This window comes from Pseudomonas sp. GW823-FHT02F05 (assembly GCF_058797315.1).
Genome location: NZ_JBXAJM010000001.1, coordinates 34,624 through 57,376, shown reverse-complemented (window position 1 = coordinate 57,376; position 22,753 = coordinate 34,624). Strand labels below are relative to the sequence as shown.

Genomic DNA, 22,753 nt, shown 5'->3' with positions numbered 1-22,753 from the left:
TCGCGCCCCAGCGGGAGCAAGCTCCCTCGCCACAGGTTTTTGGGTGTCCGGGCTATTTTCGTGGTGTTGAAGGCGAGATGTAAAATACTGATAACGCATAACCTAATTCATTAATAATGCGCATATCGCATCACGCTAGCGCGGCAATTCAACCCGAGCCACCAACCCCGACCCACGTCGATTGCTCAGGCTCAGCTCACCGCCCTGCTCGCGCACAATGGCCCGCGCTGCCGAGAGCCCAAGCCCTACCCCACCGGTATTGCGGTTGCGTGAGGTCTCGAGACGAAAGAACGGGTCGAACACACGCTCCAGGTCCGCCTCGGGAATCCCCGGGCCCTCGTCGCTGACCTCGATGCGTACCCGCTGATCGTCAACACTCAGAGCAATGCTGGGGTGCCGGGCGTACTTGGCGGCATTTTCCAGCAGGTTGACCACCACCCGTTTAAGCGCCAATGGCCGGCCGTGATAGACCAGATGGGGCGGCCCCCGGAAGTCGACCGCCAGCTGCTGGTCGCGATAGTCGTCGATGATGGTTTGCAGCAGTTCAGACAAATCGAATGCCGTGCTGTGCTCCAGTACCGTATCGTCGCGGAAAAACGCCAGCGCGGCGTTGATCATCGACTGCATTTCCTCGACATCGCGAATCAGCTTGTGCTGATGGTCCAGATCCTCCATGAACTCACAGCGCAGGCGTATCCGCGTCAAAGGCGCGCGCAAGTCATGGGAAATGGCTGCCAGCATCTGGGTGCGTTCGCCGATGAAGTGCTGGATCTGCGCCTGCATGGTGTTGAAGGCGATAGTGGCCTGGCGTATTTCGTCGGGGCCTTCGATGTCGATGGGCGGTGCGCGCAGATCGCCGCCGAAGCGTCTGGCGGCACTGGCGAAACGCTGCAACGGCTTGGCCAATTGCCGGGTGGCCACCCAGGCGACCAGCAAGGTGGCGATCAACCCCAGGATGATGATCACCGCAATCCGCGTGGGTGCGCTCAGGCCCCAACTGCGTTCGGGTGGGATGAAGGACAACCAGCTGCCATCAAGTAACTGCACCAGCGCGACATAATGCGCGTCGGGGCTGCCACGGGGCCAATCGTCCGGGCTGTACACCTGAATGGTGCGCCCCGTGCCAAACAACGCCTGTATCCCAGGGACTTCGCCCGCCTGTAGCACGTTGCCGCCGCTGGGCAGGCCGAAATCCACGGGGTCGGTATGCCACGTCACCTGCAACCGCGCATCGCTGGCCGCTGCAGCCAGATGCGAGCGCAACGGCGCAGGCGCCGCCTCGATCACTTTCAACGTCGCGGCCATTTGCTCCAGCAACCCCGTGCGGTCGATGGGCGGACGCGCCCACACCCCGGCCACCTGCACGAACAAGGCATTGAGGGCCAGTGAGGCGAGCATCGCGGCGAGAATGGTCAGGGCGATCCGCCGATTCAGGGTGTCGCGGCGCAGCAGGCGGCGAATCATGCGCGGGTCACCGGGGCAGTGAACAGATAGCCGCCATTGCGCACGGTGCGGATCAGGTCCGGGCGCTTGCAATCGGGCTCGATCTTGCGCCGCAGCCGGCTGACCTGCACGTCGATGCTGCGGTCGAAGGCGTCGTGGCCCTGGCCGTGGGTCAGGTCGATCAACTGGTCGCGGGTGAGAATGCGCTGGGGGTGTTCAAGAAACACTACCAGCAGGTCGAACTCGCCACCGGACAACGGGATCATGACGCCCTCGGGCGAACGCAGCTCGCGACAGGTGATATCCAGATGCCAACCGGCGAAGGCAATCACCGGGCGTGAGCGCTCGTCGGCCGCGATGACCGGCTGTCCCGCACGCCGTTGCACAGCGCGCAGGCGCGCCAGCAATTCGCGTGGGGCGAAGGGTTTGGTCAGGTAGTCGTCGGCGCCCAGTTCCAGGCCAACAATGCGGTCGCTCAGCTCGCCCATGGCCGTGAGCATGATGATAGGGATGCCGAACTGCGCCCGCACTTTCTGACAGAGGCTGAGGCCGCCTTCGCCGGGCAACATGAGGTCGAGGATGATCGTGTCCGGCCGCTGTTGTGCGATGGCCGCCCACATGGCCTCGCCGTCGGCGGCCACGTCGACTTCATAGGCGTGCTGGACGAAGAATTTCTTCAGCAATGCCAGCACTTCCACGTCGTCATCGACGATCAGCAGTCTGCTCACGTTCACAGATTCCCAGGCCAAAAAAAGAACGACATCTAAAACCATTCCGGCGCCGGGGTCATTTATTTCAATCGAGCAACATTCCTTCGCCACGGACACAACCCGGACATCTTTGGGCAAAACCTGTCGGGCATTCTGCACGTCTTCCACCCAAGGAGACGCCTATGAAAGTTTCGAGCAGCAGGTACACCGAGCAAGCAGCAGGCGATGCGCGGCCACTGGTACTGAGCCAGCGCACCTCTTCCCCGGCTCAGGATAGCCCGATGCTGTTCCAGGAATCCTGCCTGGGGCTGAACGCGGACCTGGACCGTATCGTGCTGCGTCGCTACTTCGAACACTACAGCCCCGACGCCGGGCGCTGGGTCGAGTACGCCCACTCCATTCCCATCGCCGACCTTATCCACTGGATCATGACCCATGGCCAGTTGCATATCGAATCGTCACACGACACTCCAAACGAACAGGCAACCCATTGATGGCCCGTAAATGCTCACTCCTGCTACTGATGGCGGCCACCCTGAGCCTGATGGCTTGCAGCAGCAACAAGGTCGAACCCGAGCGATATACAGGCTTTCTTCATGACTACAGCCTGCTTAAAGAACAACAGAGCCCGTCGGGCCAGACCGTACTGAGTTGGATCAGCCCGGCCTTGAAGCGCGGCCGCTACAAGCAGGTCTACCTGGCGCCTAGCCAGTTTTTCCCGGCTGTTGAACCCACCGCTCAGATCCCCCAAAGCACGCTCTCCCACGTCACCGGCTACTACGACCTGGTACTGCGCTCGGAACTTGGCAAATACGTTTACCTGGCCTCAAAACCTGGCCCTGACACCCTCACAGTACGCCCTGCCATCACCCGCATCGCCACCAGCCCCCAGGGACTGCGGTTGTATGAGTGGCTGCCGATCACCCTGGTCGCAGCGGGCGTGAGCGCCGCCACAGGCATACGCGATCGAGACAGTGAAATCGCCACGGAGCTGTCATTGGAAGATGGTTCGACCGGCGATGTCGTGGCGGCCATGGTGCGTAAAGGCACCGGTGCCCCCCTGGCCAATGACAAGCAAGTCATGACGGCCGACAACGTCAAGGACGTGCTCGACGGCTGGGCCCGCGACCTGGGTACGTCGTACAGTGCAGTCGCTCGATAACCCTCGCCGCGCTCAAACGTCATAATCACAGGGGCATCTGCGTGGTAATCTCCCGGCACCACGAATAGACATTGATCGTCACTTGACGATGACCAAAGCCAGGAAAGACCATGCCCAAGATTTCTCACTCAGCGCTACGCCGTAACTTCCGTGACCTGCTGGCAACGCCCCTGTGCGTTGAAACCGCCTCCGTATTCGACCCCATGTCTGCCCGCATCGCGGCCGACCTGGGGTTTGAAGTGGGAATCCTGGGCGGCTCCGTCGCCTCCCTGCAGGTGCTGGCGGCCCCCGATTTTGCGTTGATTACCCTGAGTGAGTTCGTCGAGCAAGCCACCCGCATCGGCCGTGTGGCCCAGTTGCCCTTCATCGCCGATGCCGACCATGGCTACGGCAACGCCCTGAATGTAATGCGCACCGTGGAAGAGCTGGAACGCGCCGGCGTCGCGGCGCTGACCATCGAAGACACCCTCTTGCCTGCGCAATTCGGGCGTAAATCCACGGACCTGATTTCCGTCGAAGAAGGCATCGGCAAGGTCAAGGCCGCGCTGGAGGCGCGTGTCGACCCGGCGCTGTCGATCATTGCGCGCACCAACGCCGGCGTGCTGCCCACCAGCGACGTGATTGCGCGGACCAAGGCCTACGAAAAGGCCGGTGCTGACGGCATCTGCATGGTCGGCGTCAAGGACTTCGACCACCTGGAGCAAATCGCGGAGAACCTCAGCGTTCCGCTGATGCTGGTGACCTACGGCAACCCACAACTGCACGACAGCGAGCGCCTGGCCAGCCTGGGCGTACGCATCGTGGTGGCCGGGCATGGCGCCTACTTCGCCGCGATCAAGGCCACTTACGACAGCCTGCGTGCCCAGCGTCAGCTGACCCACAGCACCTCGAACCTCAGTGCGACGGAATTGACCCACACCTACACCTTGCCTGAGAGCTATGTGGCGTGGGCCGAAGAGTTCATGGATGTAAAAGAGTAATCAATCACTCACGGCTCAGCCGTTGGCGCATCCCTGCGCTGGCGGCCGGGCCGGGCTGTACCACGCACTGATCCATCGCCACCCACGCACCTTCCTCCGTCGCCATCATCGGCTGCACCGGCCGGCCCGTCTCGCGTTCCACCACCTCGACACTGATGCCCTCCTCGGCGTAATGCCGATTGCCCCACGCCACCAACGCCATCAGCACCATACGAAAGTCTTCGCCTCTGGCCGTCGGCACGTATTCGTACCGTGGCGGCCGCTCGCTGTAGGCGCGGCGCTCCAGCATCCCCGCGTCTACCAAGCCATTAAGGCGGCGCGTCAGCATGTTGGGCGCGATGCCCAGGCTGCGCGAGAACTCGTCAAAACGGCGCAAGCCGTGCAAGGCGTCGCGCATGATCAGCATGCTCCACCACTCCCCTACCCGTTCAAGGCTACGGGCGATGGGGCATTCGGCACTGATGAGGGATTTGCGCTGCATAAGTATTCCTGTGTGCGAGTACAAACTTGTATGACTCCATGTTACTTTCATGATGATAGTGACGTCCATACGCTGTGTACCCTTCAAGCAACAGGAGTCGATTGAGCATGAGTAAACGTATCGTCGTGACGGGCATGGGCGCGCTGACGCCGCTGGGGTCGAGCGTGGAATCCACTTGGCAGCGCTTGCTGGACGGGCAGTCGGGCATCCGCCGGTTGCCGCAAGAGTTGATCGGTGATCTGGCGGTCAGCATCGGCGGCCAGGTGCAGAGTGTGTTGCAAGACCCCGAAGCCGGTTTTGATCCTGATCGACTGTTGGCAGCCAAGGAACAGCGCAAGATGGACCGCTTTATCCTGTTTGCCCTGGCGGCGGCGGATGAAGCCCTGAAGCAGGCCAATTGGGCCCCCAGAACACCCGAGGAGCAGGAACGCACGGCAACCATCATCGCCTCCGGCGTCGGCGGTTTCCCGGCCATTGCCGATGCGGTGCGCACCACCGACAGCAAGGGCCCGCGTCGTTTGTCGCCCTTCACCATTCCATCGTTTCTGAGCAACATGGCCGCCGGGCATGTGTCGATCAACTATGGCTTGAAAGGCCCGCTGGGTGCGCCAGTAACCGCGTGTGCCGCCGGGGTTCAGGCTATCGGCGACGCAGCGCGAATGATTCGCGCCGGGGAAGTCGACGTCGCGGTATGCGGCGGTGCCGAAGCGGCGATTCATCGCGTCAGCCTTGCCGGATTCGCCGCAGCGCGAGCGCTGTCCAGCGATTTCAATGCCACCCCGCAGCGCGCTTCGCGACCCTTCGATCAGGCGCGCGACGGCTTTGTGATGGGCGAAGGCGCCGGCATTCTGGTAATTGAAGAACTCGAACATGCCCTGGCGCGGGGCGCGCAGCCGATTGCCGAACTGGTGGGCTATGGCACCAGTGCAGACGCCTATCACATGACCGCAGGGCCTGAAGACGGTGACGGTGCGCGCCGGGCAATGACTCAAGCGTTGCGCCAGGCGGGCATCGAGGCGTCGCAGGTGCAGTACCTGAATGCCCACGCGACCTCCACACCGGTGGGAGACAAAGGCGAGCTGGCGGCGATCAGGACGCTATTCGGTACTGGCGGTAGCCCGGCGATCAGCTCGACAAAATCCGCCACCGGCCACTTGCTCGGTGCTGCGGGGGGCATCGAAGCCGTCTTCACCGTGCTTGCCCTGCGTGACCAGATCGCGCCAATGACACTCAACCTGGAAAACCCGGACGCCCTCGCCGACGGCCTGGACATGGTGCGCGATGAGGCGCGTCCCATGCCGATTGAATATGCGCTGTCCAATGGCTTCGGCTTTGGCGGCGTGAACGCCAGCGTGCTGTTCCGACGCTGGACATAAGCCGGGGTTTGCCCCTGGAGTGAATTTCACCGACCATGGCGCCTTTCTGTTCCTGCCAACACGAGGTGCCCATGGCCAACCACGACCTGTCCTATACCCCTGACCCGGACGCCGATTCCATCTCCTCCGACGTAATCGGCTTCAACGGCATCCTGGTCTCCACCCAGATTCCCACCCATGCCGATGGCAGCCTGGAACTGGGCGATATCACCCTGCAAAGCGAGTGCACCCTGCAAGCGCTGAAAGTCGCGCTGGAAAAAGCCGGCAGTTCCATGGACCGGGTCATGCACCTGACCATCTACCTCACCGACATGGCCGACCGTGCTGCGTTCAACGAGGTCTACAAGCGCTTTTTCGCCAAGCCCTGGCCAGTGCGGGCGGCAGTGGGCGTTGCCGCCTTGGCGGTGGAAGGTATGCGGGTGGAAGTGACGGCGATGGCTGCCAAGGCTTGAATCTGTGACGCCGTTAACGCCGATCTGATAGGAATGTCGAACGCGGTCAAAGAGGTGGGCTTGCCTGCGATAGCGGTGGTGAATGTTCCATCGCCATCGCAGTATAGGTATCTACACAACTGTGCAGTTCGCCGCAGCCCCCGGTAACTACGATGCGAAGCGAGCCGCTCTTGATCTGCTCTTGATCTTAGGCGCCCCGTTAAACCACGCTGGCCGGAATTCGACAGGGATTTGGGGGGTAAACCGGCAGGGATGCCGGTTTAGCCGCCCCGCGCCATGGATGGCGCGTGGCGGCGGCCCCCCAAATCACTGGCGGATTACGGGCACACCGAGCCTGGGCGAGGTGCCGAGTGGTGGGGCAAGAGCGTTTTGCTTACTTTTGCCTGGGCCGGCATTCCGGCTTTTCAAAAGTGAGCCGCCGTCAGGGCGGAACCCAAGGTGGCCGTTACCGCAGGAATGGATATGTACTCGGTATAACAGTGTCGCCTGTCAGGTCGTCATCGCAGGCAAGCCAGCTCCCACATTTGGAACGCGGGGCATCAGGTCGATAGAGGTCGGCTGTCAGGCCGTCTTCGCAGGCAAGCCAGCTCCCACATTTGGAACGCGAGGCATCAGGTCGATAGAGGTCGGCTGTCAGGCCGTCTTCGCAGGCAAGCCAGCTCACACATTGGGTCTTCGTTGCGTTGAGTAATGCGTTCGCTTAACGGGCTTGCATTAGGGCCGACAGCCCTGCGGTAGATGCCGCCCAGGCATTTCACGGCTACAATGCGCGCCTCGACCGTGACAAGCCTGACTAAAAAAACTATGTCCTTGCCCAAGCATCACCTGGAATTGCTCAGCCCTGCCCGCGATGTCGCCATTGCGCGCGAGGCTATCCTGCACGGCGCCGACGCCGTTTATATCGGCGGGCCGAGCTTCGGCGCCCGCCATAATGCGTGTAACGAGGTGAGCGATATCGCTCAACTGGTGGAATTCGCCCGCCGTTACCACGCCCGCGTCTTCACCACCATCAACACCATCCTGCATGACAACGAGCTAGAACCTGCGCGCAAGCTGATCCATCAGCTCTACGATGCCGGTGTGGATGCGTTGATCGTGCAAGACCTGGGCGTGATGGAGCTGGATATTCCGCCGATCGAGCTGCACGCCAGCACCCAGACCGACATCCGCACCCTGGGCCGGGCCAGGTTTCTCGACCAGGCCGGTTTCTCGCAGTTGGTACTGGCCCGCGAGCTGAACCTGCAAGAGATCCGCGCCATTGCCGACGAGACCGATGCCGCCATCGAGTTCTTTATCCACGGCGCCCTGTGCGTAGCGTTCTCCGGGCAGTGCAATATCTCCCACGCGCAAAATGGCCGCAGCGCCAACCGTGGCGACTGCTCCCAGGCCTGCCGCCTGCCCTACACCCTGAAAGATGACCAGGGCCGCGTGGTGGCCTTTGAAAAGCATCTGCTGTCGATGAAAGACAACAACCAGAGCGCCAACCTGCGTGCCCTGGTCGAAGCGGGCGTGCGTTCGTTCAAGATCGAAGGCCGCTACAAGGACATGGGTTATGTGAAGAACATCACCGCCTACTACCGTCAGCGCCTCGACGAGATCCTCGAAGACCGCCCGGACCTGGCCCGCGCTTCCAGCGGCCGTACCGCGCACTTCTTCCTGCCCGACCCGGAAAAAACCTTCCACCGTGGCAGCACCGATTACTTTGTCAGCGACCGCAAGATCGACATCGGTGCCTTTGACACCCCGACCTTTACCGGCCTGCCCGTGGGCACCGTGGAAAAAGCCGGCAAGCGCGACTTGCAGGTGGTCACCCATGAGCCACTGTCCAACGGCGACGGCCTCAATGTGCTGATCAAGCGTGAAGTGGTGGGTTTTCGCGCCAATATCGCCGAGCCCAAGGGGGAGTTCGAGGAAGACGGTGAGAAGCGCTACCGCTACCGCGTCGAGCCCAACGAAATGCCCGCCGGCTTGCACCAGCTGCGCCCGCATCACCCGCTCAATCGCAACCTGGACCACAACTGGCAACAGGCCCTGCTCAAGACCTCGGCCGAGCGCCGTATCGGTTTGTCATGGGTCGCGAGCCTGCGTGAAGAGCAGCTGCAAATCACCGCGACCAGCGAGGAAGGCATCAGCGCCAGTGTCACCCTGCCCGGCCCGTTTGGCGTGGCCAACAAACCGGAACAGGCGCTGGACACCCTGCGCGACCTGCTCGGCCAGCTCGGCACCACCGAGTACCACGCCACCCGTATCGAACTGGATGCGCCGCAAGCGTTCTTCATCCCCAACTCGCAGCTCAAGGCGTTACGCCGTGAAGTGATCGAAGCACTGACCGCCGCACGCGTCGCCGCACATCCGCGGGGTGGGCGCAAGGCTGAAACTTCGCCGCCGCCGGTGTATCCCGAGGCGCACTTGTCGTTCCTGGCCAACGTCTACAACCAGAAGGCCCGGGACTTCTACCACCGTCACGGCGTGAAGCTGATCGATGCGGCCTTCGAAGCCCACGAAGAAACCGGCGAAGTGCCGGTGATGATCACCAAGCACTGCCTGCGTTTCTCGTTCAACCTGTGCCCTAAACAGGCCAAGGGCGTGACCGGAGTGAAGACCAAGGTGGCACCCATGCAATTGATCCACGGTGACGAAGTGCTGACCCTGAAGTTCGACTGCAAACCCTGCGAAATGCATGTGGTGGGCAAGATCAAGGGGCATATCCTCGGTCTGCCGCAGCCTGGCAGTGCGGTGGAGCATTTCAACCCGGAAAACCTTATCTACCAGGGCACGCACTAACCCTCACCTGTAGGAGCGAGCTTGCTCGCGAAGAACGAGAGAACGCCGCGTTTCAACCCTGATACGCGGCGTCATCGTTAACCTTCTTCGCGAGCAAGCTCGCGCCTACCGAGGTTGCGGGGCCACCACCAGCCCCGTTGCAACCCTGCCGCTGCCAGCAGAATCGCCGCCACACCCAGCCATTGCAGCCACCCCAGGCGATGCCCGAACGCAATCCAATCCACAAAGATCGCCGCAATCGGGTAGATGAACGACAGTGCGCCGGTAATGGCCGTCGGCAGTTTCTGGATCGCGCCATACAGCAGTACATACATCAAACCTGTGTGCACCACCCCCAAGGTGACCAAGGCCGCCCACGTCGTGGTGGATGCTGGCAGGCCATTCCAGGGCACCAGTGGCGCCAGCAATAGCGCGCCAGTCGTCACCTGGATCAATGCCATCAAATGCGGCGGTACTTCCTTGAGGCGCTTGATGATCAACGCCGCGACCGCATACAAAAATGCCGCACCCAGGGCCAGCGCGATGCCAACCAGGTAATCTCCTCCACCCGTTTGCTCGCCATGGGCGGTGACAATCGCCAACATGCCCAGGAACGCCACGCTCAACCATGCCAATTTCTGCACGGTGATTTTTTCACCGAGAAACACCGCCGCCAGCATCACCAGGATAAACGGCTGCACGTTGTACACCGCGGTGCTGATAGCGATGGAGGCACGGGAATAGGATTCGAACAGCAGCAACCAGTTGCCGACAATGGCCACGCCGCTGAGCACGGCCAGCCCCAGTTTTGCCCAACTGAGCAGGTCCAGGCGCAGGTAACCCAGCCAGGCGCACACCAGTACCAGCGTCAGCGCACCGATCACGCAGCGCCAGAACACCACCTCGATCACCGACACGCCAGACACCAGCACAAACCAGCCAATGCTGCCCGAGATCAGCATGGCGGCGACCATTTCCCACGACCCACGACGGATGGATGAATCCATGATTGAGGCTCCTCAAGTGAGGCTCCAGTATGGCAATCTGTTGGCGACGGCTACAGCGACTAAAAAAGGCAAAATCCCGAAATCACCTTTTCTTATTAGGCACAGACCATGATCGACACCATCGACCAGCAACTGATCGCCGCTTTGATGGACGACTCGCGGTTGTCCCTCAAGGCCCTGGCAGGCATCACCGGGCTGTCGTCACCCAGCGTCAGCGAACGCCTGCGCCGCCTGGAAGAACGCGGCGTGCTGACCCACTACACCGTCGACATCGACCCCAAACACTTCGGCTACCTGCTGCAAGCCATCGTGCGCATCCGCCCCCTGCCCGGCAAATTGCAGGAAGTGGAGCGCCAGATCCAGGCGATCCCCGAGTTCACAGAGTGCGACAAGGTTACCGGGGACGACTGCTTTATCGCACGCCTGCACGTACGCACCATGGAACACCTCGACACGCTGCTGGACCGGCTGAATACCTATGCCGAAACCAACACCGCTATCGTCAAGAAAACCCCGGTGAAACGGCGCTTGCCGCCGTTGGCTGACTAAATGGTTTGTTCAGGTACTCATGCCCAATGCACGGCGCGCTCACTGGTCAGTTTTTCCACAAACCCCACAATCCGCCGACAGGCCTGCGCCAGGCGCTCTTCGCCCAGGGTAAAGGACAGTCGAACGAACCCCTGGGCCGGCTCGCCGAAGGCTGCCGCGTCCAGCACCGACACGCCCGCTTCACGAAACAGGCGCCAGGCAAAATCCAGCGACCCCAGCCCCGTGCCGCGCACATCCACCAGCACAAACATGCCCGCTTGCGGCGCCTGCACCTGGATGCCTGGGCAGGTGCTCAAGGCGGTCACTACCAGGTCACGTCGGCGTCGGTAGGTCTCCCGCATACCTTCAGTGACTTCATCGTGGGCCAACACCGCGGCGGTCGCCGCCTCCATCACAAAGCCGGGCAAGCCGTACATCATGCTCAACAGCAGGGTTTCGGCGTGCTGCACCATTTGCACTGGAGCGATGAGCCAGCCGATACGCCAGCCGGTCATGGCGTGGGACTTGGACAAGCTGCCGATCACAATGCAGCGCTGGGCCATGCCCGGGAATGCCGCGAGGCTGTGGTATTGACCGTCGAACACCAGGCTTTCGTAGACCTCATCCACCACCACCCACAGATCATGGGCGATGGCCAAGTCGGCAATGGCTTGCAGCTCCTGCAGGTCAAGCACCACGCCAGTGGGGTTGTTCGGATTGGAAAAGAATATCGCCCGGGTACGCGGGGTGATCGCGGCGGCGAGCAAGGACGGATTCAGGCGAAAGCCGACCTCAGCACTGCAGGGCACCCGCACCAGAGTGGCGCCGCTGGCCTTGAGCGTGGCTTCGTAGGTGACATACATCGGGTCGAGCACCAGCACTTCGTCGCCGCCCTGCAACAGGCACAGCGAACTGATGAACAGCGCGTTCTGCGCACCGGGCACGATGATCACGTTGTCGGCCGCCAACGGCCGGGTAAGGGTTCGGCTGTAACGGGCGGCGATCGCCTCGCGCAGTGCGGGGCGACCGGCGATCTCGGTGTAGTGAGAATCTCCCGCGTGCAAGGCATTGACGGCGGCGTCGGTGATAAAGGACGGCGTGGCGAAATCCGGGTCGCCGACGCTGAGGATGATGACGTCTTCGCCCTGGCTGGCGGCGTCGAACGCGGCGTGGTGGATGTCCCAGGCGGCAACGCCCTGCCCTGCAATTCGCTCAACGAAGGGGGAAAACTTCATGCCAGAGCCTCTGATGAAAGAAGAAAGACGCAGATCCGTAGATGCGCGGGCGACAAAAGGCCAACTTAGTGCATGGCAAACCTTCGTTCAATGGCTAAATAGGGCCTTGTCCCCATGGCAGGCAATCACATTGAACCCCCTTCCGGTCGCCGTTCTCAAAGTTGCATAGACCACGGCCCTGGAACACGCACAATGACTTTCATTCTATGGTTGGCCGTATTGGGCGCCGTACTGCTTACCCTGGCCCTCACCTCCTCATACTTGCGCTGGATGCCGGTCACCACCTCGGCGGTGTGCCTGTTGCTGGGTATCGCCATCGGCCCTCTGGGTGTGGACCTGCTGCATCTGGACATCAAGGGCTCGGCGCGCTGGATGGAGCACCTGACCGAAGTCGCAGTGCTGTTTTCGCTGTTTGTCAGCGGCCTGAAATTGCGCCTGCCGCTCAAGCATCGCACCTGGCGCATCGCCTTCGGCCTGGCCGGCCCGGTCATGTTGTTGACCATCCTCGGCACCGGGCTGTTGCTGCATTACCTGCTTGATCTGTCGTGGGGGGTGTCTCTGCTGGTGGGCGCGATCCTGGCGCCGACCGACCCGGTGCTGGCGGGCCTGGTTCAGGTCAACAATGCCCAGGACTACGACGCGCTGCGCTTCGGTCTGTCAGGCGAAGCGGGGCTGAACGATGGCAGCGCCTTCCCGTTTGTGATCTTCGGCCTGCTGTTCATGCAACACGGCGGCTTCGATGGCGACTGGGTCGGCGGTTGGGTGCTGAAAAACCTGGTATGGGCGGTGCCGGTCGGGCTATTGATCGGCTACTGGATGGGCCGAGGTATCGGCCGGGTGACGTTACGCCTGCGCCTGATCAATGCCGACAGCACCCTCTCGCCCAATGATTACCTGACACTGGCATTGATCGCCCTTGCCTATGTGACCGCCGAAGCCGTGGGCGGCTATGGCTTCCTGTCGGTATTCGCGGCGGGCCTGGGGTTGCGCCAGGCCGAGGTGAAGTCCACCGGCAACGCCCAGACACCCGCCGAGCACCTGGCGCAACCGGTGGTGGGCCACCTTGAAATCGAGCCCGAGCAAGCCTTGCATGGTGACGTCAGCCAGTTGAAGGACACCCAGATCGCGGCAGGCGTGATGATGGGCGACATGCTGGCCTTCGGCAGCCTGGTGGAGCGGGCCATGGAGGTGTTCCTGGTGACAGTCTTGGGCATCGTGCTGGTCAGCCACTGGGAGTGGGCCGCGTTGGCGGTGGCACCGTTGCTGTTTTGTGTGATTCGCCCCGCCAGTGTATTCGCCATGCCTTGGGGCCGCCTGTTGGACCGGCGGCAACGCAGCCTGGTCAGTTGGTTCGGCATTCGTGGGATCGGCAGCATTTACTACCTGTTCTATGCGCTCAACCACGGGCTGGTGGGCACCAGCAGTGCGGTGGCGGTCAACCTGACGTTGTCGGTCATCGCGTTGAGCATCCTGGCCCACGGGTTGAGTACCCAGCCCATGCTGGCGTGGTATGAGCGTCAGGCTGCGCAAAAAAATTGAATCCTGCACCGCGCCGGGGTTTCAAACAGTCAGGACCCACAGTGCGAGTCAACTAATGAAAAACATCGCCCAACGATTGCTTGAGGAACGCCAACGCCTGGGATATTCGCAGCAATACCTGGCGCAGGCAGGCGGCGTGACCACACGCGAGCAACGTCAATATGAACTGGGCGAAGACCTGCCCCATGCCAACTACCTGGCAGCTTTGGCCGAGCATGGGGTGGATGTGGTGTATGTGATCACTGGCAAGCGCAGCACAGTGGTCAATATCAGCCGCGATCAGGCGCAGACGCTGATCGATAACCGCGTGGTGGGCCAGGAGGTGTCGCTGGACGGCGGGGCCGAGGAAGACGTCTACTTCAAGCTCAGCAATCCCTCGGGCCCGCCGCCGGATCAGTCCTGATTTTCAGTGTTGCCAACGTCCGCCGCTTCATCCAGGTCGTTCAGCGGTACCTCGGCATCGTCCATCAGCGAACCCGGGTCTTCGTTGCCCGGGTCGTTGAGTTCATCGTCCAGTTCTTTTGACATGTGCGTCTCCTCTAACCGCCTTGGGTATCGATATCGGCATCGGTTTCAGGCTTGTGCTCACGCTCAGGCCTGAAGTCTGGACTGTAGTCGTTTTCCTTGGCCTTTGGGTCGCTCGCAGGCGTTGGATCCTTGGGCGCTTCGGCGGCAGTGCCAGGGGCCGGCTCGCCGCCGTCGATGGCGGGGTCGTTGCGATTGTGGGTCTGGGGATCTTTAGGCTGGGTCATGAGGCACCTCTTTGCAGGCCGGTGAAAAATCTGTACCGCATAGAGCTAAGGCGTCACGGCCACGGCTGAAGTTCCGTCCAATTGCTCAGCGCAGTGGATTGTCCACCTGGATATAAAACGCATAGATGCCCAGCACTAGCCAGAACACCATGAACAACCACGGCGCGCGCATGGAAAACAACAACGACTTGCGATAGCCCTTGTGGCTCGACTCCACCTCGGAAAACAGTGGCGACTCATCGTAGGCCATGCCCATCACCGGCTCGCTGCGCAGCAATTCGCTTTGCTTGTAGTGCCAGTGGTCGATGATTTCATACGCCGCACGGATACCGGGCCAGGCATTCAGCGAACTGAGAATACCCAGCGAAACCAGGAAGATCGGCACCACCAGCGTGAACAGCTTGCCCCATTCCGGGTTGAGGTTGCCCATGCCGGAGACAAAGGCAATCACCAGGAAGGATTGCGCGGTCAGGTAGGCGTCGGTGCGGTTGGCCAGGATGCTGGTTTCGTACTGGATCTCGCGCCGGTAAAAGTCGAGGCGGTCCTTGGGCGAGCCGAAAATCTTGGCGTTGTGTTCGCTGTGGTCGTTCAGGGCCGCTTCCGGAGTGTGGGGGGAGATGATTCTGGACACGACGGTGCTCCACAAGGTGACGAAACTTCTTAGAAGAATCGGGGCTCGGTGAAGTTCAAGTGGGTTGGCGCACCAATCTGAAACACGCCGCGCCCCATTGTGGTGAGCCCCCTTCTGTGGCGAGCGAGCTTGCTCGCGCTGGAGTGCGCAGCGCTCCCGCTTTTATTGGGGCCGCTGCGCAGCCCGGCGCGAGCAAGCTCGCTCGCCACAGGTTATTGATGCCTAGTTCGCATTCCGGCACAGGCATTGCTTTATCCATTCACTACCCGGTAAACAGGAGCATGCGTTACCCCCCGACCCAGAGCCGCCCCCATAAGAAAGTAAGGACCAGGCCTGTTGGCACCTTCAGCCACGGGCTCATAAAAACATGCGTTTTTTTAAGCGGCAGTGCCACCCAAAGCCACACTGGGCACTGACAAGGTACTGGAATGGCTCGATCTTTCTTTGATGAAATGAATGACGCAAACGGCGTATGCCGTGCGCACTATCAGGACTTCTCTCGCTGGCTGGCCAATACGCCGCCGGAACTGCTGGCCCAGCGTCGCCGTGAAGCGGACTTGCTGTTCCATCGCGCCGGGATCACCTTCACCCTGTATGGCGACGAACAAGACACCGAACGCCTGATTCCCTTCGACATCATTCCCCGCAGCATCCCCGCCAGTGAATGGAGCCTGATCGAGCGTGGCTGCATCCAGCGGGTCAATGCACTGAACATGTTTCTCGCCGACATCTACCACGACCAACGCATCATCAAGGCCGGGATCATTCCGGCAGAACAGGTGCTGGGCAACGAGGGCTATCAGAAGGCGATGGTCGGCCTGGACCTGCACCGCGACATTTACTCGCACATCTCCGGTGTCGACCTAGTGCGCGACGGTGACGGCACTTACTACGTGCTCGAAGACAACCTGCGCACCCCCAGCGGCGTGAGCTACATGCTCGAAGACCGCAAGATGATGATGCGGCTGTTCCCGGAAGTCTTCGCCAAGCAGCGCATTGCGCCGGTGGATCATTACCCTAACCTGCTGCTCAAGACCTTGAAGAGTTCCAGCCGCCTGGACAATCCCAACGTGGTCGTCCTGACTCCAGGGCGCTTCAACAGCGCCTTCTTCGAACACGCGTTCCTTGCCCGGGAAATGGGCGTAGAGCTGGTGGAAGGTGCCGATCTGTTCGTGCACGATCTCAAGGTGTTCATGCGCACCACCGACGGCCCCAAGCCCGTGGACGTGATCTACCGGCGCATCGACGACGCCTTCCTCGACCCCCAGGCGTTCAACCCCGAGTCGATGCTCGGCGTGCCGGGGTTGGTGGCGGCTTACTGCGCCGGCAATGTGGTACTGGCCAACGCCATCGGCACCGGGGTGGCTGACGACAAGTCGATCTATCCCTATGTACCGGCGATGATCCGCTTCTACCTGGACGAGGAACCGATCCTGCAGAACGTGCCGACCTTCCAATGCCGCAAGCCCGATGAACTGTCTCATGTGCTGGCCAACCTCGAGCAGTTGGTGGTCAAGGAAACCCAGGGCTCCGGCGGCTACGGCATGCTGGTGGGCCCGGCGTCGACGGCCGCCGAGATCGAAGACTTCCGCCAGCGCATCAAGGCGCGTCCCCATGCCTACATCGCCCAACCGACCCTGAGCCTGTCCACCTGCCCGACCTTCGTCGAAAACGGCATTGCGCCCCGGCATATCGACCTGCGCCCATTCGTACTCTCGGGCAAGGAAACCCGCCTGGTGCCCGGCGGCTTGACCCGCGTGGCGCTTAAGGAAGGCTCGCTGGTCGTCAACTCGTCGCAGGGCGGCGGAACCAAGGACACCTGGGTGGTGGAGGGCTGAGTATGTTGAGTAGAACCGCTGCAGATCTGTATTGGATGTCCCGCTACCTGGAGCGCGCCGAGAACCTGGCACGCATGCTGGAAGTCAGTTATTCGCTGTCCTTGATGCCCCAGGCCGGGCGCAGCGATGGTCTGGATGAGTTGGCGATGTCGTTGCTCAGCAGCGGCACTCTGGACAGCTACCTGGAACGCCACCACACCCTGGATGCCGAGCGCATGCTGCACTTCTTCGCCCTCGACGAAGAAAACCCGGCCAGCATCTACAACTGCCTGCGCGCCGCCCGGGGCAATGCCCACGCTGTGCGCGGACGCATCACCGCCGACATGTGGGAAAACCTCAATGCCACCTGGCTGGAAATGCGCAGCATTGCCGCCGGCGGCCTGGCGCGACATGGCATCAGCCACTTCTGTGACTGGGTCAAACAACGTTCGCACCTGTTTCGCGGCGCGACCTCGGGCACCATCATGCGCAATGACGCCTATCGCTTCATCCGCCTCGGCACCTTTGTCGAGCGCGCCGACAACACCCTGCGCCTGCTGGATGCACGCTACGAGATGTTCGGCGAAGAGTCCGAAGAAGTCAGCGACCTGTCGGCCCGCGGCTATTACCAGTGGAGCGCCCTGCTCCGCGCGTTGTCGTCATTCGAGGCGTATACCGAGCTGTACCCCAATGCCCTGAACGCCCGCTCGGTCTCGGAACTGCTGCTGTTGCGCAGTGACGTGCCGCGCTCGCTGCATGCGTGTATCGAGGAGTTGAGCCATATTCTCGCGGATCTGCCGGGTAGTTATGGGCGCACGGCGCAGCGCTTGGCTGCCGAGTTTGAAGCGCGGCTGCGGTATACGGGGATTGATGAGATTCTGGAGGATGGGTTGCATAGGCGGTTGACGGAGTTTATTGAGGGCGTGCGGGAGTTGGCGGGGGCGGTGCAGAGTTCGTATTTGGAAGTGATCTGAAACCTGTCTTGGGATTTGAAATGCAGGCAGCTTTCTATATAAAAAGCCCGCACCCCAAGCCCACGTCACGCAACTTCAAGACAAGCCAAATTAAACCCTGCGAATTCTAATATTATCAACAAAAAATTTCATACCGGACATCGTTCTGCTTAGAATCAAAACCCGTAAAGGGTAAACATTAGAGCTCTCTGGCGGCACAAACTCAACCACAAGCTTTTTCCAATAATGATTAACTTGGATATCTTCCATTGCAATTCGATTGTTGCCAGAGAAAATTAACGCTATCCCATAATATTTATCGGACTGATCAACAGCAAGATCAGAACTAAACTCGTATTTCTGGCCAGCAGAAAACTGGTTGCCCGTATAAATCTTCTCCAGTCCAAATTCAGCCGAGACCCCGGAGTTAACTAGCCACAGATAATAACCTCCAGCTTGAGAACTAAATCCATAAATCCCGGCGTTGACAGCACGCCAACCGTTAAGCGTTTCATCATCAAACGTAGTAAATTCGATCTCAATTGGGAGAGGTTTGTTGATGACTTTGTACTCCACTATTGGAAAGCTGATGGTCAGGGCTTCATCCTTGCTTGTGCTGACCGCTGCCTTGAGCTCCATCTGCAGCTTGGTGCCATCACCCAATCCATTCAAATAACTACGAGCGATCCCTGGTTCGATTTTTCCGTTAGCGATCCAGGTCGGGTTGACAGCTGCACTGCTCGCACCGTTGTACACCGTCAGCGAATGATCAACGCCCTTGTCCGTTTTCCCCAGCAGCCTCAACCAGACGGGGTAAGGCGCAGTCATAAACGGCCAGACACCAATATGACCTGTGGCATTGCCGGTAAACGTAGTCAAGTCCAGTACTTGAGTCGCCGCGTTAGCCTGATTGATCTTGAGCACGGTTTTGGCCAACTCAGCCTGGGGTATCGGCGTTACCGTTACCCTTAACACCTTCGACGGCCAACCTACATCATTCCGTGTGACGTCATATTCAAGTGTAAAGGTTCTGTTAGCGTTACCGATATTCGCCGCAAAAGCCAAAGAGGCAATATCAAATTCCACGCTGCCCGCCGCCGCGTTCCCCGGTTTTCCGAGTATTGCTGGCGAACCGATACCCGCTGTACCGACCATTTTGGGTTGAATGAAATCAGTATCGGCCATGCCGGTATAGCTGACCACCAGCTTGCTGCCTTGCAACACATTCATGGGTGCCAACGTGGCCGTTTCCGGGCCGGTGATACTGGCGTGGCGCAACACCGGTACCGGCAAATCCACCAAGCCACGACTGATCAGCAGGTCAGTGATTGCTGAGTAACGCTTCTTGCCGTCGCGCTCCAAGGTATAAAAAGCCGAAACCCATTCATCTTCGTTGGGCCCGATATATTTGTACGGCACCGGGAAGACAGCGACTTGCCCATCCGTGTCTACGTTGAATGGAATAGGCGGCGCGGAAACGCGGCTATACCAATACAGCGTCAACCCATCCCCGGCCTGGGTCTCGCTGAAGGGCGCCTTGACGTTGGCCCCGTTGACGACGTCGTCCGGATCCAATTGATTGCCTTGGGCCTTTTCCACCTCGGGGGCCGGCATGTCCCGTGTAGGCTCCCCCACTTGATACACCTGGCGCAGAGACTCCTGAGGCTGCTCGCCTCCTCGAGTAGCGCTATAAAGCACTTCGATCTGGCGCCCATCAAAGCGCGCGAGCTCGGTGCCGGATACATCAAAAGTCATTTCCTCGCCAGGGGATATCTCGCCGACGGCTCGGCCGGCAATATAGTCGACCGTACCCTCGGCGTCGGCGGCCAAGATGATCACTTGCAGCCTGTCGGAGCTGGCCCAACTGGTTTGCGCCGGGAAGCGGATGGTAATCAGCGGCAAGTCCGGCTTGAGAACGCCACCCAAGGCCTGGTCCACTGTCGGCGCAGGCCATCTGACTATCTCCCCGATGACCGAGAGGTAGAGATTGTGTGAACGCTTGTCGGGCACGCCGGCGCTGGCACCTGTCAACTCGTAATACACCACCGCGCTGCCTTGGGCGATTGCATGCACCAAGTGGTTTTCGATCTTGAAGGTATAACCCTTCCCACCTGCCAGGGGCCGATCTTCAAAATGGGAAACCGAGCCCCCTTGGTGATTCTTCCCATTCCAGTAAAAGAAAATCTGACTGTAGGCCCTTGCATCCGCCGCTGAAACTGCCAGGCCGACTTCAACGTCCCGGGTGCCTAATACTTCCAGGTCAATTTCTCGATCAGTCTCAGGAAACTGGACCCAGGCCGCGCCCAGGCGATCGGTTTCCAGGTACACCGAAACCAACGCAGTTGTCGACCAGAGCGCCCAGGGATCGGGCATATTTCCGGTGGGGCCTTGAACTTGAAACGCGACCGGCAGCAACTCACTGTCCCCGGCATCCTGGATGGCTTCATAGCCCACAAAGCAAACAATGTCCCGGCCGACTTCATCCGGCTGGATCAACCGCTCGATGCGAACCGACCCCCAGACGACGATGAGCAGGTCATAGGCAGCCATGTTCGACCAGTGCCTGCAGATTATCTCCACGCCGAGCTTGGCCCGCTCATCATTGACCCCCTCAAGCCTTACATCCTCCGGTAATTCCAAGATCAGGTTCTGATTACCGGGTGCCGGGTTGAGGTCTTCTCCGCCGGGATGTTGCAGGTTGACGCGTAGACGCAAGGGAGCGGTCTGGGAATTATCGTCACTGCCGCGAATAACCAGCACCTGCACCGGGTCAGCCCAGGACTCGCGAATACTGTCGAACGGCACAGTGAAGGGGATGCGGGTCAAGTGCTCATCGCCTTCGCGAATCAGGTTGAAGGCAACCGGACTACCGGGCCCCCAGTACAACTCGAACAACGTTCCTTCGGGTGTCCCATCTGGCCTGTCGATATGCACCACCAAGGGCCGCATGGTATGCGACACGCCGATGCCGCCATCAGCGTTCTCGATATCGCCCTCGATGGGCGGGTGCATCAGCGGGATGTCCACCACTGGCAGGTTGGGAGTTAGTGAAGGACGGCGATAAAGATGCCTGGCCATGTTGCCTCCTCGATTTCACGCAGCCCCATCGACATGGGCACCATCTGGGTAAATCAGACACCTGAATGCACTGCCCTGGCTACTGTCAGAATTCACAGGTAGCGACAGACGGCCGCGTGTCTGCGTAATGACACCGCAATTGAAAAAAGTGCCGCAACACCACTCGTCGTAACCTGTGAACTTTGACAGTAGCCAGCGCTGAATCACGAGTGTTTGATAACGCCAAGGCATAGGTGGTTAAGCCGCGATGCGCCGACCTAACGACTCGCTCAGGAGAACGAAAATGAGCAACGAAAGCGCCAAGATCTCCTCGCCGGACCAACCGAGGCAGCTTCCGCGCTTGTTGATTCCGGGCCTCACAAACCAAGTCGACGGCTACGACGGGGGCATTCCGGCCTGGTTAATCGCGGCAGGCCTGAGCGTCAGAGTGGACAACACTTGGGTTGCCAGCATCGACGATATCGTCAGTATCGTCTCGATGCCTGACATGACGTTGCTGGCCATCAAGCAGGTAGCTCCTGGAGAAGAGCATCACAACAGTTATTTCTTTTCCATTCCCGCAGAAAAGCTTCCCGACGGAGAGATGCGCCTGGGATACGTGGTGAATTACAAAGGGAGCAAGGACGACTACGAGGTCTCTTATCCGCTGAGTGTGCTGATCAAAACACAACTGCCCGCCGGTGAAGATATTGAACCGATCGAACCGGGCCACTCGGAACTGACGTTCACGCTCTCGACTCTCACGGTATTCCCACCCGATGCCACAAAAGGCGTCAATGCCATCATTGAGCCTTACCCGAATATGCATGCTGAAGACCGCATCCACTTCCAATGGGGCGGCCTGACCATCGTGCAAAAGGTCGCGGGTGTGGGCCAGCCGACGCTGATCGTCATCAATTACGCCCAGATTGCCAGCGCCGGCGATAGTGAGAACCTGCTAACCGGTTTCTACGTCGTAGACCTTGTCGGCAATGCATCGGCCCTCAGGTCCGGATACCGGCAAGTGCGTGTAGAGCTTACCAGTGCGCAATGGGACGGGCCTTTCATCCAGTCTGATGACCCGCTGGGGTATATCGACATTGAAAAACTCGCCGGTGGCAACCTGACCGTCGGTATGTATACCCCGGCACGCGTCGGCAGGGCTGGCGACTGGTATGTCATCACCTTCAAAGCCTACCCGCCTTTGGGCGGCGAGGTGGTGCATCGGCGCATAGTCACCATCAGCAGGGCCGGTACCGTGACGTATCACGAGGTGCCTTACAGCAAGGTCCGTGCTGCCGCTGGAGGACGAGTGGAATTGAGCTACGAATTGATTCGGGCAGACGACCTGGTCAATCAAACATCGAAGAAAACCTTCGCTGAAGTGTTGGGGACGGTGGTACGGCTGGAGGCGCCCTACTTCGAAAAATACCCTGAAGATATCGTTCACATCGAAACAGAACTCGTGGTGACGCTCCCCTGGTATGCCTGGCGCACCTCCCACGACAGGCTGACGTTGATCCTGCGCTTTGTGAAGTCACTCAATGAAATCATCTTGTATAGCGTGACGAAACCGGTGGGGTCATTTTGGGGCGATGGTCAGCCGATTCAGTGGGTCATCAGAGGCGCAGACATCGAACAATTCGCAGGCTACGCCCCAGACCTTTACTTCGTGTACGAGTCCACTTCCGAATCCCCTTCCGTCAAAGCGCGGTCCACTGACCTGAACGAGTCAGTGCGACGGCGCGTGCAGATACTGTCCGGTTCTTGACTAATGTGCTTGAGCACGACCGTTCGTCTAAACCTGTCAATTTTGACAGTAGCCAAGTTCTTCTTCACAGGTGTTTGATATCTACACGCTCAGGAA

20 protein-coding genes and 1 pseudogene are annotated in these 22,753 nt (G+C 60.2%); 12 read left to right on the top strand and 9 right to left on the bottom strand.

The genetic code is table 11. The features are described 5' to 3' along the window. Window positions 1-135: 135 nt before the first annotated feature. Both AC1RAC_RS00220 and AC1RAC_RS00215 read right to left on the bottom strand, forming a co-directional pair. Window positions 136-1,464, bottom strand: coding sequence for an ATP-binding protein (locus tag AC1RAC_RS00220; protein ID WP_200583337.1), 1,329 nt, complete (start codon window positions 1,462-1,464; stop codon window positions 136-138). After that, window positions 1,461-2,171 (bottom strand): response regulator, encoded by a 711-nt coding sequence (locus tag AC1RAC_RS00215; protein WP_371920461.1) that lies wholly within the window; start codon window positions 2,169-2,171, stop codon window positions 1,461-1,463. The genes AC1RAC_RS00220 and AC1RAC_RS00215 overlap by 4 nt, the downstream gene beginning before the upstream one ends. A gap of 164 nt (window positions 2,172-2,335) precedes the next feature. On the opposite strand from AC1RAC_RS00215, the gene AC1RAC_RS00210 reads away from it, so the two are divergent. The 3 genes from AC1RAC_RS00210 to AC1RAC_RS00200 all read left to right on the top strand — a co-directional run bounded on the left by AC1RAC_RS00210 (window position 2,336) and on the right by AC1RAC_RS00200 (window position 4,295). Then, window positions 2,336-2,647, top strand: coding sequence for a hypothetical protein (locus tag AC1RAC_RS00210; RefSeq protein WP_054918920.1), 312 nt, complete (start codon window positions 2,336-2,338; stop codon window positions 2,645-2,647). Beyond that, window positions 2,647-3,315 carry a DUF3313 domain-containing protein gene (locus AC1RAC_RS00205; protein WP_054898480.1) on the top strand — a complete coding sequence of 223 codons (669 nt, stop codon included), beginning with the start codon at window positions 2,647-2,649 and terminating at the stop codon, window positions 3,313-3,315. Before AC1RAC_RS00210 ends, AC1RAC_RS00205 begins: the two co-directional genes overlap by 1 nt. A 110-nt stretch (window positions 3,316-3,425) precedes the next feature. Then, window positions 3,426-4,295: an isocitrate lyase/PEP mutase family protein gene (locus AC1RAC_RS00200; RefSeq protein WP_014718426.1), complete on the top strand. Its 870-nt coding sequence runs from the start codon at window positions 3,426-3,428 to the stop codon at window positions 4,293-4,295. 4 nt (window positions 4,296-4,299) lie between these two features. Here the strand turns inward: AC1RAC_RS00200 and AC1RAC_RS00195 are convergent, their stop codons facing one another. Beyond that, window positions 4,300-4,776 carry a winged helix-turn-helix transcriptional regulator gene (locus AC1RAC_RS00195; RefSeq protein ID WP_034127411.1) on the bottom strand — a complete coding sequence of 159 codons (477 nt, stop codon included), beginning with the start codon at window positions 4,774-4,776 and terminating at the stop codon, window positions 4,300-4,302. Window positions 4,777-4,883: 107 nt separating this feature from the next. Between AC1RAC_RS00195 and fabF the strand changes: the two genes are divergently transcribed. The 3 genes from fabF to AC1RAC_RS00180 all read left to right on the top strand — a co-directional run bounded on the left by fabF (window position 4,884) and on the right by AC1RAC_RS00180 (window position 9,388). Then, window positions 4,884-6,152 carry a beta-ketoacyl-ACP synthase II gene (gene fabF, locus AC1RAC_RS00190; protein WP_492615977.1) on the top strand — a complete coding sequence of 423 codons (1,269 nt, stop codon included), beginning with the start codon at window positions 4,884-4,886 and terminating at the stop codon, window positions 6,150-6,152. Window positions 6,153-6,223: 71 nt separating this feature from the next. Continuing rightward, entirely contained in the window at window positions 6,224-6,604 is a 381-nt protein-coding gene (locus tag AC1RAC_RS00185) for a RidA family protein (protein ID WP_014718423.1), read from the top strand. Between the two features lie 804 nt (window positions 6,605-7,408). Further along, a complete protein-coding gene (locus AC1RAC_RS00180; protein WP_236281366.1) occupies window positions 7,409-9,388 on the top strand; it encodes a peptidase U32 family protein in 1,980 nt (659 codons plus the stop codon). A 77-nt stretch (window positions 9,389-9,465) separates the two neighbouring features. Here the strand turns inward: AC1RAC_RS00180 and AC1RAC_RS00175 are convergent, their stop codons facing one another. Further along, window positions 9,466-10,374: a DMT family transporter gene (locus tag AC1RAC_RS00175; RefSeq protein WP_034127661.1), complete on the bottom strand. Its 909-nt coding sequence runs from the start codon at window positions 10,372-10,374 to the stop codon at window positions 9,466-9,468. 108 nt (window positions 10,375-10,482) lie between these two features. Between AC1RAC_RS00175 and AC1RAC_RS00170 the strand changes: the two genes are divergently transcribed. Further along, window positions 10,483-10,923: an Lrp/AsnC family transcriptional regulator gene (locus AC1RAC_RS00170; protein WP_034119698.1), complete on the top strand. Its 441-nt coding sequence runs from the start codon at window positions 10,483-10,485 to the stop codon at window positions 10,921-10,923. 38 nt (window positions 10,924-10,961) lie between these two features. Here the strand turns inward: AC1RAC_RS00170 and AC1RAC_RS00165 are convergent. Beyond that, a pseudogene (locus AC1RAC_RS00165) lies at window positions 10,962-12,137 on the bottom strand (pyridoxal phosphate-dependent aminotransferase); the annotation flags it as partial. A gap of 192 nt (window positions 12,138-12,329) precedes the next feature. On the opposite strand from AC1RAC_RS00165, the gene AC1RAC_RS00160 reads away from it, so the two are divergent. Together AC1RAC_RS00160 and AC1RAC_RS00155 are read left to right on the top strand one after the other, a co-directional pair. After that, window positions 12,330-13,676, top strand: coding sequence for a cation:proton antiporter (locus AC1RAC_RS00160; protein WP_054899060.1), 1,347 nt, complete (start codon window positions 12,330-12,332; stop codon window positions 13,674-13,676). A gap of 55 nt (window positions 13,677-13,731) precedes the next feature. Continuing rightward, window positions 13,732-14,079 carry a helix-turn-helix domain-containing protein gene (locus AC1RAC_RS00155; protein WP_054899059.1) on the top strand — a complete coding sequence of 116 codons (348 nt, stop codon included), beginning with the start codon at window positions 13,732-13,734 and terminating at the stop codon, window positions 14,077-14,079. On the opposite strand, the gene AC1RAC_RS00150 is transcribed toward AC1RAC_RS00155, so the two are convergent. From AC1RAC_RS00150 to AC1RAC_RS00140, 3 genes are all read right to left on the bottom strand, one after another. After that, window positions 14,070-14,204, bottom strand: a complete 135-nt coding sequence (locus AC1RAC_RS00150) for a hypothetical protein (RefSeq protein WP_014718417.1) — start codon at window positions 14,202-14,204, stop codon at window positions 14,070-14,072. The two genes, AC1RAC_RS00155 and AC1RAC_RS00150, sit on opposite strands and share 10 nt — an antisense overlap. Window positions 14,205-14,215: 11 nt before the next feature. Next, entirely contained in the window at window positions 14,216-14,428 is a 213-nt protein-coding gene (locus AC1RAC_RS00145) for a hypothetical protein (RefSeq protein WP_072446696.1), read from the bottom strand. 85 nt (window positions 14,429-14,513) lie between these two features. Next, window positions 14,514-15,059 (bottom strand): hypothetical protein, encoded by a 546-nt coding sequence (locus AC1RAC_RS00140; protein WP_014718415.1) that lies wholly within the window; start codon window positions 15,057-15,059, stop codon window positions 14,514-14,516. Window positions 15,060-15,487: 428 nt separating this feature from the next. Here AC1RAC_RS00140 and AC1RAC_RS00135 point away from each other — a divergent pair, with 428 nt between their 5' ends. Beyond that, window positions 15,488-16,897, top strand: a complete 1,410-nt coding sequence (locus AC1RAC_RS00135; protein WP_127882300.1) for a circularly permuted type 2 ATP-grasp protein — start codon at window positions 15,488-15,490, stop codon at window positions 16,895-16,897. Window positions 16,898-16,899: 2 nt separating this feature from the next. Beyond that, a complete protein-coding gene (locus AC1RAC_RS00130; protein ID WP_054899057.1) occupies window positions 16,900-17,850 on the top strand; it encodes an alpha-E domain-containing protein in 951 nt (316 codons plus the stop codon). 90 nt (window positions 17,851-17,940) lie between these two features. Here the strand turns inward: AC1RAC_RS00130 and AC1RAC_RS00125 are convergent, their stop codons facing one another. Further along, window positions 17,941-20,907: a hypothetical protein gene (locus AC1RAC_RS00125; RefSeq protein WP_492615976.1), complete on the bottom strand. Its 2,967-nt coding sequence runs from the start codon at window positions 20,905-20,907 to the stop codon at window positions 17,941-17,943. Window positions 20,908-21,190: 283 nt separating this feature from the next. Between AC1RAC_RS00125 and AC1RAC_RS00120 the strand changes: the two genes are divergently transcribed. Next, window positions 21,191-22,657 (top strand): hypothetical protein, encoded by a 1,467-nt coding sequence (locus tag AC1RAC_RS00120; RefSeq protein WP_492615975.1) that lies wholly within the window; start codon window positions 21,191-21,193, stop codon window positions 22,655-22,657. Window positions 22,658-22,753: the final 96 nt, after the last annotated feature.